Below are 12888 nucleotides of genomic sequence, written 5' to 3'. Positions count from 1 at the left end.
GCCACCGGTCCCCGCCTACCTGTGGAGGTGCGATGTCCGGTTCTCATCGTCGGCGCCGCTGGTTCTCGTCCTGGCGCTCCTGGAGGCGTCCGTCGGCCCGGTCCGCCAGCACCAACGCTCTGTCGAGTCCACGCCAGGCTTTTGTCCCGACCTCGCAACGGTGGTCCGTGGAGCCGACGCGGGAGTTGCCCGCGCTGCGGTACGCGCCGCTGATGACGCGGGCGCAGGCCTACCGGGGCAACGGTGGGCGGTGGCCGCGATGAGCCGTACGAGCAAACCGGCCGGCGTCACGAGTCATCCGGACTGGTGCGCCCCGGATCGCTGCGGCCTCCTGGTGCCGCCGCTGATGACGCACATGGCCCGCCGTCATCGCGGCCCGATGCACCGGGTCGGTGACACCAGGGCGAGCGGGCTCATCGTTACGTACCTCATCGGTGCCGACGCCCAGGTGCCCTTCGTCGCGGTTCATGCGACGTGTCGGGCCGGGAACGCCTGGGCGGAGCTGCCGTTGCCGCAGGTTGCCGAACTGGTCGAGACGCTCCGCGGGCTACTGAAGCAAGCTGACGGCCACCAGGGGGCCGACGATGAGTGAGGGCGAACCCATGGCGATGCGTCGGCCGTCGTCTTTGATCAAGCCGGTCGTGTGCCCAGTGTGGTGCAGGGGCTGCGGACCGAGCGACCCGATGCACCGGGGCTTCCCGTCCACCATTGGGCGGGAGCGGACTGGCTGGGTCACCGTTCAACTACTTGTCGATCGGTTCGCGCGCCGGGACCTGGCCGTGAAGCTCGACGCGACCCGCTACGGCGCAACGCAAACCGTGCTCCTGTCGCCAGCGCAGGTGGACCGGCTCATTGACGAGCTGACGCAAGCCCGCCTGGAGATGTTGGCAACGGTTGGTCGACACAGATGGGTGGGGGAGACGCAGTGAACACCAACAGTCGTCCGGTCATAGCGGTCCCTAGCGCTTCCGGCCCTCGCCGTGCGCAGTCACCGCGAGCGGCGGTAGCGGTCCCTCCGGTTCCCGAGCGGCCCGCCGGCGGGACCACCTGGCAGACGTTGGAACGTCTAGGGGGTACGGTGACCGGTGTGCATGGCCGGGACTGGCGCCCTCGCTACCTGCAACTCGCGGAGGAGTTGCGGGCAAAGATCATGAGCGGTGAGCTGGCGCCCGGCACGCTGATGCCGAGCGAGACAGAGTTGGCCGAGACGTCTGGCCTGTCCCGGACCAGCGTCCGCAACGCAATCCGACAGCTTCGGGAATGGGGCCTGGTCCGGGCCGAGCAGGGGCGCGGCACCTACGTGCGGGCACCCCGCCAGCGGGTACGCCGTCGCAACACTGAGCGATACCAGTGGGAGAAAGACCGGGTTCTGCTCGACGAGGCTGAGCGGTTGAAGACCGGCGCAATCGAGCACGACACCGGCCTGACAGTCGACGACCTCAAGTTCCACGCCGAGTACTCCCGCGTCGACGCGGACGAGGAGATGGCGGTGGCCTTGCAGGTCGAGCCGGGCACGCCGCTGCTGCGCCGGGTCTACTGGACGTCCTCCCGCCACGAGAACGCGCCGCTGACGCTGTCCTACTCCTACCTCCCGTACGACCTAGTGGCCGCGAACCCGGACCTGCTCGACGAGAGCAAGGAACCATGGCCCGGCGGTACGCAGCACCAGCTCTACACGCTGGGCATCGAGCTGGACCGGATCGACGACGAGGTTCGGGCCCGGCCGCCGTCACCTGATGAGGCCGAACTGCTGGACATCGACCCGGGCGTCTCCGTGCTCACCGTGCGAAAGACCTCGGTCGACACCACGGGCCGCGTCGTCGAGGTCGCCGACGCGGTGATGCCGGGTGACCGCACAGAGCTTGTGTACTCCCACAAACTCCAACGGTGGAAAACTTGACGCAGATCGTCTCGGTCATCACTCCAGTCCACGCGCCCAGCATCGAGCACCTCGCTGGCGCCTACGAGTCGTTGGCCAAGCAGGAAATGCCTGCCGGGTGGGACTGGCAATGGCTTGTCCAGGAAGACGGGCAGACCGGCGCCCTGGTCGACGCGCTGCCCGATGATCCTCGGATCAGCCTCGGCACCGGCCGTTCCGGTGGACCTGGGGTGGCCCGTACCCTTGCGCTGGCCCGGGTGTCGGGGGATCTCATCAAGGTCCTGGACGCCGATGACCAGTTGACCCCTGGTGCGCTTGCCCGGGACATCGCCGCGTTCGCCGCGCATCCTCACATCGGCTGGGCTACCTCGCGCGTACTCGACTTGCTGCCCGACGGGTCGACGGCCGGATGGGACAAGGACCCGGCCGGCGGGGTCGTCGACCGCGGTTCGGTCCTGTCGTTCTGGCAGGCCAACGACTACCGGGCATCGGTGCATCCAGCGACCCTGTGCCTGCGGCGGGATCTCGTCTTCGCCCTGGGCGGCTGGATGGCCCTGCCCGCCAGCGAGGACACCGGCCTCCTGCTCGCCGCCAACGCGGTGAGCGAAGGTTACTTCACCCGCGAGTACGGCCTGCTCTACCGCAAGTGGCCCGGCCAGGTCACCAGCCAGGCTGCACACCGGGAGCCGGGCGAGTATCAGGCCCGGATGAGGATCATCGAGGCCAGAGCTAGCGTCCTAGCCTCGATGATCCCGCACGGCCTACCGCTCACGCCCCTGGCGTAGCCTCGTGCCCCGGCATGCCATGGGTGCGGCGCCGCTGCTTCATTTCTGCCTCGTAGATGTGCCGCCGCCCACCGGCCAGCTTCTCCCGCGCGTCCCGCTCGATCTCCTGGAACGCGGCGTAGTAGCCGTCGTCGAACTCCTCCACGATCTGGAAGGTCCACCGGCCCGGCAGCAGGTTACGTCCTAGAAGTTCGTGCTCGACTCGGTTCGCCACCTCGTCATGGCCGGCCTGTCGCAACAACTCAATCACTCGGTCCAGCGTCAGGTCCGCTCCACCGATCAGTTGATGGGCCGAATAGAGATGTCCACGGACTCTATGTACCGTCTCTAGGGCTTTGCTCAGCTCCCCCAATGCTTCTATCGTCAAGTCATCCACGCCTTGGGGCCGAGAGTGTGCCGAGTCCACTGACTGCTCCTGCTTCTCCATCTTGCCGCACTACCCAGCCACCAGCTGCTTAATCGCCGAGTGGGCTTGCAACCGCAAGAAGCGCTCGAAGATTATTCGACCTCAATCTTGAAGTTCGATTCTTTCTCAAGACCCTTTCCCGTTTCCGACTTCTTCCAACCTTTTGGCCATACACTGGCTCTCACTTCTTTCTCTTCCGAGACAGTCGCTCCGGTAAAATCGAACTCCCCAGCAATTTCGAGGACTCGAAAGAAGGCTTGACCTTCGAACCGTGCATCATCGAAACTCACGTCTCCGCCGAAGGTGGACCGATCAAAGCCGAGCCTGTCGCAGAACCGACTGCCGTCGAACCATGCATCCTTGCCGAACTCTGCTCTCAAGAAGCGGAGATTGGCCTGGAAGACGCAGTGGTCAAGGTTGGCGTCCGCCGCGAATGAAGAGTAATCGAAGAGTGTGGTGCCCCCAAACGCGGCGAAGCTAAAAGTCGCTTCTTCCTCGAACTTGGCTCGCGTAAATCTGACCGAATCTCCGAAGTGGCTTCTGCCGAACTCCGCGCCTGATGCAAATCGCGCCCCTGCGAAATTCGCCTCTCCTGCAAAATGGGCGGCCCGAAAGTCGGGGCAACTATTGAACGTTGCGCCCAAGAAGTTCGCTTTGCCTACGAACTTAGCTCCGTTGCAGCTAAAGGTGCCAAGTTGTGTACGCGAGAAATCGGCATCAATTAGAGTGGCCTCTGCCAAATCGAAACTGAGGCTGCCCCAGAATATTCCGCTCGAAACTGCCTGCTCATCGTCCTTGGCATGCCTGACCAAAATCCTCTGCGCGGCAAGTCTTACCTGCCGCTCGCCAGCCCATCTCTCCGTCTGCTGGACATGCTCGGTCACATTATCAGATGGCTGATCCGTGTTCGGAGCAGGCGGGAGTGGCATCCGCAGGTACGCACAGATTACTTCTGTAATGCTTTGCCGATGCATCGGATTGTCTTGCGCTAGTCGTTCAAGAGCATAAAGGCCCGCAAGCCTGACAGGCGCCTTCTCTGAACCCAGCTGCTCTGCTGCTTTAACGTATAGCTCCGTCACTCGTTTTTCGCCAGCATCGTACTCCGTCGCCTGCTGGCTCCGTTCAGCTAATTGCTGGCGACGAAGCGCCAGCAATAGCGCAAGGGCGCCAGCAACGCCTGCGCCTACCGATAGGCCGGTCCGGATTGCATTTATTCGTAGCTGCGCCTTCTGTGGGTCAGCCTCTTTGGGTACTGCCGACTGCAGCCATAAGGTTGCAGTCCAAGTGGCGACTACAACAACTAATGCTCCAGCGGGAAAGACCCATGATCGAATAGGCCTGAGCTGTCGGTCCGGGGGTAATGGTGCAGCAGATGGCGCTAGCCCTGGTTTGGTGCGCCGATTGAGCCGCATTCCAAACACTAGAGCGGCTATGCCAAGCGCCGCGATTGCAACCGCGAGCCAAAAATCGGCCAATCTCGGGAGTGTCCTAAGCCACCATTCGGCCGGTATGGGAGTGAGGATCGCTAGAACAACTAAAACCGCTCCGACGATTAGTAAGGCTTTGGATGCGCGGATAGTCACGTAAACATGATCCCTTACTCCTCTGATCATCCGGCCCGCGCATACCAATTCGGACATACCTCCTGATTAATGGCAATATGCGCGACGACGGCTTCAGAGAACTTGTTGACTTGTCTGCCAAGTGCCGTCTACCTTGGAGCCTCAACTTGGCAGACATGCCAACAACCTGGAGGTTGAGCGATGGCTCTGCGTGGCGGTACGAGGTTCGCCGTGCGTTGTGAGGACGTGTTCCCGGCGGGGTGCGCGTTGGTGCCCGAGTCGCTGGGTGAGGTGGAGGACTACGACGAGAAGACGGGGCGGCGTTCGCCGGCGAAGGACAAGTTGACCGGCCAGCGGGTGTGGCAGGTCCGGGTGATGGACCTGGACCCGGAGCTTGGGAAGCGGTCCCGGGAAACGACGGTGAAGATCTCGGCGGACTACCAGCCGGTGCCGCCGACGGGCGCCCCGTTCGAGGCAGTGGAGTTCGACGGCATGACGGTCACGCCGTACGTGTCGAACAACGGCCGGATGGCGTATTCGCTGCGGGCGACCGGGATGCGCGCCCCGGCGGGCGTGGCCAACAAGGCGGCGGCGTAGCCGCATCAGGTGGGGGCGGGGCTGTCAGGTCTTGGCGGACGGCAGCCCCGCCCTCTGTCTCTTCCCCCTGCTCTGTCGAGAGAGGTAGTGACGTGTCCAAGCGTAGGCGTTCGGCTGCCCCGGCTCAGCCTCGGTGCGGCGTGTGCCAGTCCCGGTTCGACCCGGCCGGCGGTGCGGCTGACCGCTGCCCGCTCTGCGTCGGACAGCTCGTTCTTCCCCTTCCTCCGGTCCGGGACTCGTCGGGTCGGTTCGTGTCGCTGCGGGGTGCGCGATGATGCGCCGGCCGCGGGGCGAGGTGGTGATGACGACCGCCGGGGATCTGATGGTGATCCGGCCGAAGCGGTTCGAGCTGCCGATGTGGGCGGTCGTCCTCGGCCTGGTGCTGCGCTGGCTCGCACGGGGCTGCTGGTGGTGCCTGCGCCACCCGGTCACCGTGGGCCTGGCCGTGCTCGCCGTCGTCCTCTACGCCGACCACGGCTTGGCGGGCCTGGTCGTGCCGCTGGTCCTGGCGTCGGCGGTGTCGGCCGTGTGGCGGTGGCGCGATGAAGAGTCCTGGTGGCGGTGGTGCGCCGGGCCGCTGCTCGGCCGGTTCCGTCAGGTCTTCGTGTACCGGCGGGCGTGGCGTGAGGCCATGACCCTGTGCGGCCTCGCCGAGACGTACGACCATCGCGCGGTCCTGCCCGAGCTGCTGCGCGTGCGCTCGGACCAGGCCCTCGACGTGCTGACCATCCGCATGGTCCGCGGGCAGACCCCGGCCGACTTCCAGCAGGTCACGGCGAACCTCGCGTACGCCTTCGGCCGGCGGCACGCCCGGGTCTACTCCGAGCGGCCCGACGACCCGCCGAACCGGACCGGCTATTGGGCGTTGCTGCTGCGGCTGGTGGACCGGGTGCGGTTCCGGGACCGGCCGACCGTGATCTACCTGGTGCTCGTCCGCACCGATGCCCTGCGGCCGGTCGTGGCCCCCTTCGACGCTCCGGCCGTCCCGGACTTCACCGCCCTTCCCCTCGCGCGACGGGAAGACCTGGGCACCTGGTCCCTGCACCTGCTCGCCACGCACGTCCTCATCGGCGGGGCCACCCGGTCCGGCAAGGGCTCGGTGCTCTGGTCTCTGGTTCGCTCGCTGGCCGGCGGCATCACCTCCGGCCTGGTCCGGCTCTGGGTGATTGACCCCAAGGGCGGGATGGAGTTCGCCATGGGCCGGCCGCTGTTCGCCCGGTTCGCCTGCAAGTCCTTCGAGGCCATGGCCGACCTCCTCGACGAGGCCGTGACAGTCATGCGGGAACGGCAGGCCCGGCTCGCCGGCACGGTCCGGGTGCACACCCCGACCGAAGCTGACCCCCTGGTCGTGGTCGTCATCGACGAGATGGCTGCGCTGACCGCGTACCTCCAGGACGTCGAGCTGCGCAAGCGCATCGCGGGCTCGCTGGGCTTGCTGCTGTCCCAGGGTGCCGGCGTCGGCGTCCTGGTGGTGGCCGCGTTGCAGGACCCGCGCAAGGAGGTGCTCCCGTTCCGGGACCTGTTCCCGACCCGGATCGCGCTCGGCCTGACCGAAGCGGCGCAGGTCGACCTCGTGTTGGGAGACGGTGCCCGCAACCGGGGCGCCCTGGCCGACCAGATGCCCCGGTGGGCCAAGGGCGTTGGCTACGTGATCCTCGACGGCACCCCCGAACCTCTGCGCGTGCGGTTCTCGTACATCACCGACGACCACATCCGCGAGCTTGCCCGGGAGTACCCGGCCCCGGCCGACGCGGCGGACATCCTCGCCCAGGTCGGCAGGGAGTCGACCCCCGAACCGGTCCGGCCGTCCCTGCCCCGGCCGCGTCGCGGGCCACTGCTGCCCGACGCGCTGCGCAACATCCTCGACGCCGACGGAGGTGAGCCGCGGTGACCACCCAGACCGACAGCCGGCGCTTCTACCGGCTGCGCGCACCCAACCCAACCGGCCCGACGGCGGTGTCCGTCCGCGTCGACCCCGACCGGCCCGACCCGTACCCGGTCTATCTCGCCGTCGGCGGTGGCCGGCGCCGCATGCACCTGACCCCCGACGAGGCGTGGGCGCTGTGGCGCTGCCTCTCCGAAGCGGTCGCCTCCCTCGGCGAACCGCCCGACCACATCCGTACCCGCGTCGCCCCGGCCCGGAGGTAACCCGATGTCCCTCAAGCGCTTCTTCATCGGCACCCACCGCATCAAGCCGCTGCACATCGAGCTGAATGACTCCCCGGACCGGCTCGCCGCCGCCCTGCACGGCCTAGCGCACATGGTCCACCGCCGCCGAGACCTCGACGGGCAGCGCATCAGCATCACCCTGACCGTCCGCAACCCCGGAGGCCGCCGATGATCCGCGCACGAGCCGAGTCCGGCGTACGCGTGCTGATCCTCCTCGCCATCGGCACCATGGCTGGCGCCGCCGCCTTCACTCACGTCCACGACCTGACCGTTGCCCACGGCCAGCCCGACTGGATCGGCTGGGCCAACGCCGTGGCGGTCGAGCTGATGGCGATCTACCTCGGCTTGGAGATCCGCGCCCGCCGTCGCGTTGGCCGTCCCGTCGGTCTGGTCGGCGTGCTTCTGGTCGCCTTCGCGCTGCTCTCCCTCGCCGCCCAGGTGGCAGAGGCCGAACCGTCGGTGTGGGGCTGGATCGTGGCGGCGGTGCCGTCGCTGGCGTTCCTCGCCCTGGTGAAGGTCGTCCTGTCCAGCGCACCCGCCACCGTCCCGGCTGCCGAGCCGGACCAACCGCCGGTCGACTGGACCTACGAAGTCCCGGAGCAGGTCGTCACCGAGCCTGAACCGCAGCGACCGGCTGAGCCGATCGTGCCCGCCCCGGCGGTCCGCCCGGCCCCGTCGGCGGTGCTGCCTCCGCTCGGCGTCGTCCAGCCCAACCGGCCCCAGGTTGTCGGGATCATCCGATGACCGCTCCGACCCTGCCCGGTCTCGCCCAGGCTGCCCCGACCCCGGTTGCTCCTCGGCCGGGGTCGCGGGCGGCCCGCATGGCGCTGCCTCGCTCGGTCGACGTGCTCAAAGAGATCGCGGCTGAGTACGGCGTCTGCGTCCGTCCGCTGGCCATGCGTCGCACCGACCTCGACACCGGCCTGACCGAGGTCATCGACCTGCCCTGCGGGGCGACCCGTGAGGACAAGTGCGCGCCGTGCGCGAAGAAGAACCGCCGGCTGCGGCAGGCCCAGATCCGGGAGGGCTGGCACCGCGACGACGAGCCGCTACCCGGCCCGGAACCCGCGACCGAGGAACAGAAGGCGCTGATCCTGCTTCGGGCACACTTCGAGTTCGCCCGGGACGAAGCATGCCGGGCCAGCCAGTACGACCAGGTCGCCGACCTCGACGAGGCCATCCGCGAGGTGGAAGAGGCCATCGCCGCTGAGGGCCTGCGCGGGCGCGTCGGGCCACCCCATGGCAACGTCGACGAGAACCAGGACGACGAGCCCGGCCGCCGGCGCAAGCGTTCCACCAGGCGGCGCCAGGATGCCCCCGACCTGCCCCGGCGCAAGGTCGAGCGGCGCACCGTCGGCAAGACCTACACCGCCCCGGACGGGTCGACCTTCCGGCCGTCGATGTGGCTGACTCTCACCCTCGACTCGTACGGGCCGGTCCGCCCCGATGGCACCCCGGTCAACCCCGACCGGTACGACTACCGCCGTGCTGCCTGGGACGCCGTGCACTTCCCCCGGTTGCTCGACCGGTTCTGGCAGAACCTTCGCCGCTGCGAGGGCTGGAACGTCCAGTACGCCGGCTGTGTCGAGCCCCAACGACGCCTCGCCCCACACGCGCACTTCGCCATCCGGGGCACCATCCCCCGCGACGTCCTGCGCACCGTGGCGGCGGCCACCTACCACCAGGTGTGGTGGCCTTCGGTCGATGTCCAGCGGTACACCCTCGACCGGCTCCCGGTCTGGGACGAGCAGGCGGCGGCATGGGTCGACCCCGACACCCACGAGCCGCTGACCACCTGGACGGAAGCCCTCGACGCCATCGACGACGATCCGGACGCCGAACCCGTGCACGTCGTCCGCTTCGGCGCTCAGGTCGACGCCCGCGGCGTCATGCCCGGCACCGAGGATGCTGAGCGGACCATCCGGTACGTCACGAAGTACATCACCAAGCACACCGGCGACTGCCACAAGGCGACCACCGACCGGCAGCGCAAGCACCTCGACCGGCTCTGGCAGCAACTCCAGCTCACCCCGTGCACCGACCGTTGCGCGAACTGGCTGCTGTACGGCGTCCAGCCGAAGAAGGCACACGTCAAGCTCAAGCCGGGCCGCTGCAAGGGAAAGGTCCACCAACGGGACACCCTCGGCATCGGCGGCCGGCGCATCCTCATCTCCCGCGACTGGTCCGGCAAGACCCTCGCCGACCACAAACACGACGCGCGGGCCTGGGTGCGGGCACTGCTCGGCGCCACCACCGACAGCGGCGCGGCCAGCGAGACCGGGCAGCTCGTCGACGACCAGGGCGCCACCGCCGAACGGGTCCGGCACGCCTGGGAACTCGCCCGACCCGACGACCCCGACGTCGGGCCCCTGTCCCACCGGCTCATGCGGTCGATCAGCGAACGCGCCCGCTGGCGATCCGAACTCCTCGCCGCGAAGGACCGGGCCGCGCAGGGGTCCTCAGATCTTTCGGCAACTCAGCACAGCGCACAGCACCACGGGGAGGAAAGACAGTGAACGAGGAGTTGTTGACCGTGCCGGAAGTGCTCGCCGAGCTGCGCGTACCGCGCTCGACCTGGTTCTACTGGCGGCAGACCGGCAAGGGGCCACGGGTGATCAAGCTCCCGAACGGGCAACTGCGGGTCCGCCGGTCGGCGCTGGGCCGGTGGCTCGGTGACCTGGAGCAGGACGCCGCGTGAAGAGCTACGAGGTCCAGATCTGGGAGATCGGCAAGCGCGCTGACCGGAAGGCTCGGCCGTGGCGGGTCCGCTGGGCGGTGAGCAGCCACCGCTTCGAGGAGATGTTCCGTACCAAGGCTTTGGCGCACTCGTTCCGCGCCGAGCTGGTCCAGGCGGCCAACGCGGGGGAGCCCTTCGACCCGGCCACCGGCCGCCCGGTCTCGGAGGCCAGAACCAAGAACCCCACTACGTGGTACGCGCACAGCCGCGCGTACGTCGAGATGAAGTGGCCCCGGGCGGCGGCCAAGACCCGGCGGTCGATCGTCGAGGCGCTGACCTCGATCACGGTGACCCTGACTCGGTCGACGAAGCGGGGCCGTCCGGATGACGCGCTTCTCCGTGAGGCGCTGTACCTCTACGGGCTGAACCCGCGTCGCTGGTCCGACGAGATCCCGGCCGAGCACGCGGCGGCCCTGGCCTGGCTGGAAACCGCGTCGCTGCCGGTCGTCGAGCTGGACTCGCCCGCGATGGTCCGCCGGGTCCTCGACAGCCTGTGCGTACGCCTCGACGGCAAGCCGGCGGCGGCCTCGACCGTCCAGCGCAAGCGGGCCACCTTCTACAACACCCTCGGGTACGCCGTCGAGCTGGAGCTGATCGACTCCAACCCGGTCGACCGGGTGCAGTGGACGGCTCCCGAGGTCGCGCAGTCCATCGACCGTCGGGTGGTGGCGAACCCTGCCCAGGTCGCCACGCTGCTGGAGGCGGTGAAATCTCTCGGCAAACGGGCCGACAAGGTGACGGCGTTCTTCGGCTGCCTCTACTACGCGGGTATGCGGCCCTCCGAAGCGGCGGACCTACGGCGGGAGGACTGCGACCTTCCCGGGCGCTGCCTCGACTGCGGGGCCGACTTCGACGACCTGGCGGCGGTCAAGGCGTCCGCGTCCTGTGACCACGAGAAGATCGAATACCGCTGGGGGCGCCTGGTGCTCGCCGGGACTGCCCCACGAGCAGGGTCGCACTGGACCGATGACGGCGGCTCCCACGAGCGGCGCGGCCTCAAGCACCGGGCGCGGCAGGAAACCCGAACGGTCCCGATCCCGCCCCGGCTCGTCGAGCTGCTGTGCGCGCACGTCGAGAGTCACGGCGTCGGCCCGGATGGTCGGTTCTTCCGCGGCCTGCATGGCGGCCCGCTCTCCGAATCGGTCTATGACCGGTGGTGGAAGCTCGCCCGCGAGAAGGCGCTGACCGAATCGCAGGTGGCCTCGCCGCTCGTGCGCCGTCCCTACGACCTGCGTCATGCGGCGGCTTCGCTCTGGCTAAATGCCGGCGTCCCGCCGACCGAGGTCGCTCGGCGCCTGGGCCACGGCGTCGCCGTCCTGCTCCGCGTCTACGCGAACTGCATCGACGGGGGAGACGACACCATGAACGACAAGATCGGCGACGCCCTCGGATGACACTAGCGCCGGTGTGTAACAGTGCGTGCATGCGCTCGAACCCCAAGAGGCGAGGCCGACGGCTGTCATCTTTCGTGGCTGCCTGTGCTGCGGGCTCGGCTGCGGTAACCGGCTTCTCTGAGGCTCCGACGAAGTTTCAGTTGGCCATGGTTGGGGTGTCGGCTCTCCTAGCGGCGTTGGGCGCACTGGTGCAGCCAGCGAATTCAGCGCGTGGTTCGACGACGACCTTTTTAAAAAAATCTGCGGCGCTGGCACGGTGCCAGATGGCAACAGTGCAAACCTGGCACCGTGCCAGCCTGGCACCGTGTTGAACACTCCGGCGATGGCGTAGTGGCAGGGCCGTGGGCGTGGGCGTGGGCAGATGGTGGGCACCCGTTCGGCAAGTCGCCGTCGGCAGGGCAGAAGTCGCAGCTCAGCGCATGTGGCCCCACCAAGATCGCTGACGCCCTGTAAATCCGTCGCGAAAGCTACAGAGGTTCGAATCCTCTACCCGCCACCAGGTGCACGAACGGCCCCGTGAGCTGCGGAGACGCGTTCCGGGGCCGTTTTCGTGCAGTCCAGCGGAGTCGAGCTCGATCCGGCGCTCCGCGGCTGCCTGCAGGAACATGGCGGGAACGGATGATCTTGTGCTCGCCCGGCCGCGTCCCGCTGGCTACGTGTCCAGAGACGAGAAGGCGTGCAGCATGCCGGCCCGTCGCGACAGACCCGGTTTCGTCCATCTCGTGACCCTTGCCGTCGCTACCCTCTGCTTGTGAACGACATCCGCGTGTCAAACCGTGACCGAGAAGCGGTCGTGGTCCGGCTCGGCGTCGCTGCACGCGAGGGGCGATTGACCCTCGCAGGTCCCCACGCAAGATCAAAAGATCCTCAACCTGCATCAGCCGGCGGTTGAGATCGGGTTGCCTACTTCACCGTACGCATCGGCTGGCCGGTCAAGACGCTGTAGCCGACGGTAATCAAGATCATGACGCCGACCACTGCGAAAGCTACGCCAATCACCCGTTCCAGCAGGATGAAGCGCGCCAGCCGCTCCTCGTGCGGGACGTCTGGTAGCCAACGCCAGGGCGGAACTCGCCGCAGCGCACTCGCGGTGGACATCGACCGCCGCACGTGCCACTCCGTCACGCCCCGAAAGTTGGTGGCCAGGGCGACGCCTACGAGGCTCACAGCCGGGCCCGTGATGACAGCCGCCAGAACACGCCATGTCTCCATCCGACCCCTCCGCTGTGGTTATGGGATCTTAGGGCGGCCCCTGTGTCGCATCTGTTTCGCGTACCCCTGTTGATCAACGTTCATGCTGGTCAGAGGCTTTGGGCACATCATGGTTGGCGTTGCGGACCTGGAGCGTCGCCCATTCGT

15 protein-coding genes are annotated in these 12888 nt (G+C 67.7%); 12 read left to right on the top strand and 3 right to left on the bottom strand.

Translation table 11 applies throughout. From position 1 onward, the window contains the following. Positions 1–259 precede the first annotated feature (259 nt). The 4 genes from AB0G14_RS01505 (at position 260) to AB0G14_RS01490 (ending at position 2664) form a co-directional block, all read left to right on the top strand. Positions 260–592 carry a hypothetical protein gene (locus tag AB0G14_RS01505; RefSeq protein WP_357692597.1) on the top strand — a complete coding sequence of 111 codons (333 nt, stop codon included), beginning with the start codon at positions 260–262 and terminating at the stop codon, positions 590–592. Positions 593–779: 187 nt separating this feature from the next. Continuing rightward, positions 780–929 carry a hypothetical protein gene (locus AB0G14_RS01500; protein WP_357692595.1) on the top strand — a complete coding sequence of 50 codons (150 nt, stop codon included), beginning with the start codon at positions 780–782 and terminating at the stop codon, positions 927–929. A 149-nt stretch (positions 930–1078) separates the two neighbouring features. After that, entirely contained in the window at positions 1079–1900 is an 822-nt protein-coding gene (locus AB0G14_RS01495; RefSeq protein WP_357692593.1) for a GntR family transcriptional regulator, read from the top strand. After that, on the top strand, positions 1888–2664 hold the full coding sequence (locus tag AB0G14_RS01490) for a glycosyltransferase family 2 protein (protein WP_357692591.1): 777 nt from the start codon (positions 1888–1890) through the stop codon (positions 2662–2664). The genes AB0G14_RS01495 and AB0G14_RS01490 overlap by 13 nt, the downstream gene beginning before the upstream one ends. Here AB0G14_RS01490 and AB0G14_RS01485 read toward each other — a convergent pair. Together AB0G14_RS01485 and AB0G14_RS01480 are read right to left on the bottom strand one after the other, a co-directional pair. Next, entirely contained in the window at positions 2648–3091 is a 444-nt protein-coding gene (locus tag AB0G14_RS01485; RefSeq protein ID WP_357692589.1) for a hypothetical protein, read from the bottom strand. The genes AB0G14_RS01490 and AB0G14_RS01485 overlap by 17 nt on opposite strands. Before the next feature lie 71 nt (positions 3092–3162). Beyond that, positions 3163–4653 carry a pentapeptide repeat-containing protein gene (locus AB0G14_RS01480; RefSeq protein ID WP_357692587.1) on the bottom strand — a complete coding sequence of 497 codons (1491 nt, stop codon included), beginning with the start codon at positions 4651–4653 and terminating at the stop codon, positions 3163–3165. 180 nt (positions 4654–4833) lie between these two features. Here AB0G14_RS01480 and AB0G14_RS01475 point away from each other — a divergent pair, with 180 nt between their 5' ends. The 8 genes from AB0G14_RS01475 to AB0G14_RS01440 all read left to right on the top strand — a co-directional run bounded on the left by AB0G14_RS01475 (position 4834) and on the right by AB0G14_RS01440 (position 11529). After that, positions 4834–5229 (top strand): transcriptional regulator, encoded by a 396-nt coding sequence (locus AB0G14_RS01475; protein ID WP_357692585.1) that lies wholly within the window; start codon positions 4834–4836, stop codon positions 5227–5229. Positions 5230–5530: 301 nt separating this feature from the next. Further along, entirely contained in the window at positions 5531–7120 is a 1590-nt protein-coding gene (locus AB0G14_RS01470; RefSeq protein WP_357692784.1) for an FtsK/SpoIIIE domain-containing protein, read from the top strand. Continuing rightward, positions 7117–7377 carry a hypothetical protein gene (locus tag AB0G14_RS01465; protein ID WP_357692583.1) on the top strand — a complete coding sequence of 87 codons (261 nt, stop codon included), beginning with the start codon at positions 7117–7119 and terminating at the stop codon, positions 7375–7377. Before AB0G14_RS01470 ends, AB0G14_RS01465 begins: the two co-directional genes overlap by 4 nt. A gap of 4 nt (positions 7378–7381) precedes the next feature. After that, positions 7382–7570 (top strand): hypothetical protein, encoded by a 189-nt coding sequence (locus AB0G14_RS01460; protein WP_357692581.1) that lies wholly within the window; start codon positions 7382–7384, stop codon positions 7568–7570. Then, positions 7567–8142, top strand: coding sequence for a DUF2637 domain-containing protein (locus AB0G14_RS01455; RefSeq protein ID WP_357460196.1), 576 nt, complete (start codon positions 7567–7569; stop codon positions 8140–8142). Before AB0G14_RS01460 ends, AB0G14_RS01455 begins: the two co-directional genes overlap by 4 nt. Further along, complete coding sequence (locus tag AB0G14_RS01450; RefSeq protein ID WP_357692579.1) at positions 8139–9914, top strand: replication initiator; 1776 nt, start codon at positions 8139–8141, stop codon at positions 9912–9914. The genes AB0G14_RS01455 and AB0G14_RS01450 overlap by 4 nt, the downstream gene beginning before the upstream one ends. Further along, positions 9911–10096 carry a helix-turn-helix domain-containing protein gene (locus AB0G14_RS01445; RefSeq protein ID WP_030329852.1) on the top strand — a complete coding sequence of 62 codons (186 nt, stop codon included), beginning with the start codon at positions 9911–9913 and terminating at the stop codon, positions 10094–10096. The genes AB0G14_RS01450 and AB0G14_RS01445 overlap by 4 nt, the downstream gene beginning before the upstream one ends. Next, on the top strand, positions 10093–11529 hold the full coding sequence (locus AB0G14_RS01440) for a tyrosine-type recombinase/integrase (RefSeq protein WP_357692577.1): 1437 nt from the start codon (positions 10093–10095) through the stop codon (positions 11527–11529). The genes AB0G14_RS01445 and AB0G14_RS01440 overlap by 4 nt, the downstream gene beginning before the upstream one ends. Positions 11530–12432: 903 nt before the next feature. Here AB0G14_RS01440 and AB0G14_RS01435 read toward each other — a convergent pair. Beyond that, the gene (locus tag AB0G14_RS01435) at positions 12433–12741 is read right to left on the bottom strand and encodes a hypothetical protein (RefSeq protein WP_357692575.1); all 309 of its coding nucleotides are present in this window, start codon (positions 12739–12741) and stop codon (positions 12433–12435) included. Positions 12742–12888 lie beyond the last annotated feature (147 nt).

Origin of the sequence: Micromonospora sp. NPDC023814, from assembly GCF_040639595.1 — a bacterium.
GTDB lineage: Bacteria > Actinomycetota > Actinomycetes > Mycobacteriales > Micromonosporaceae > Micromonospora.
This window is presented reverse-complemented; position numbering and strand designations above follow the sequence as displayed.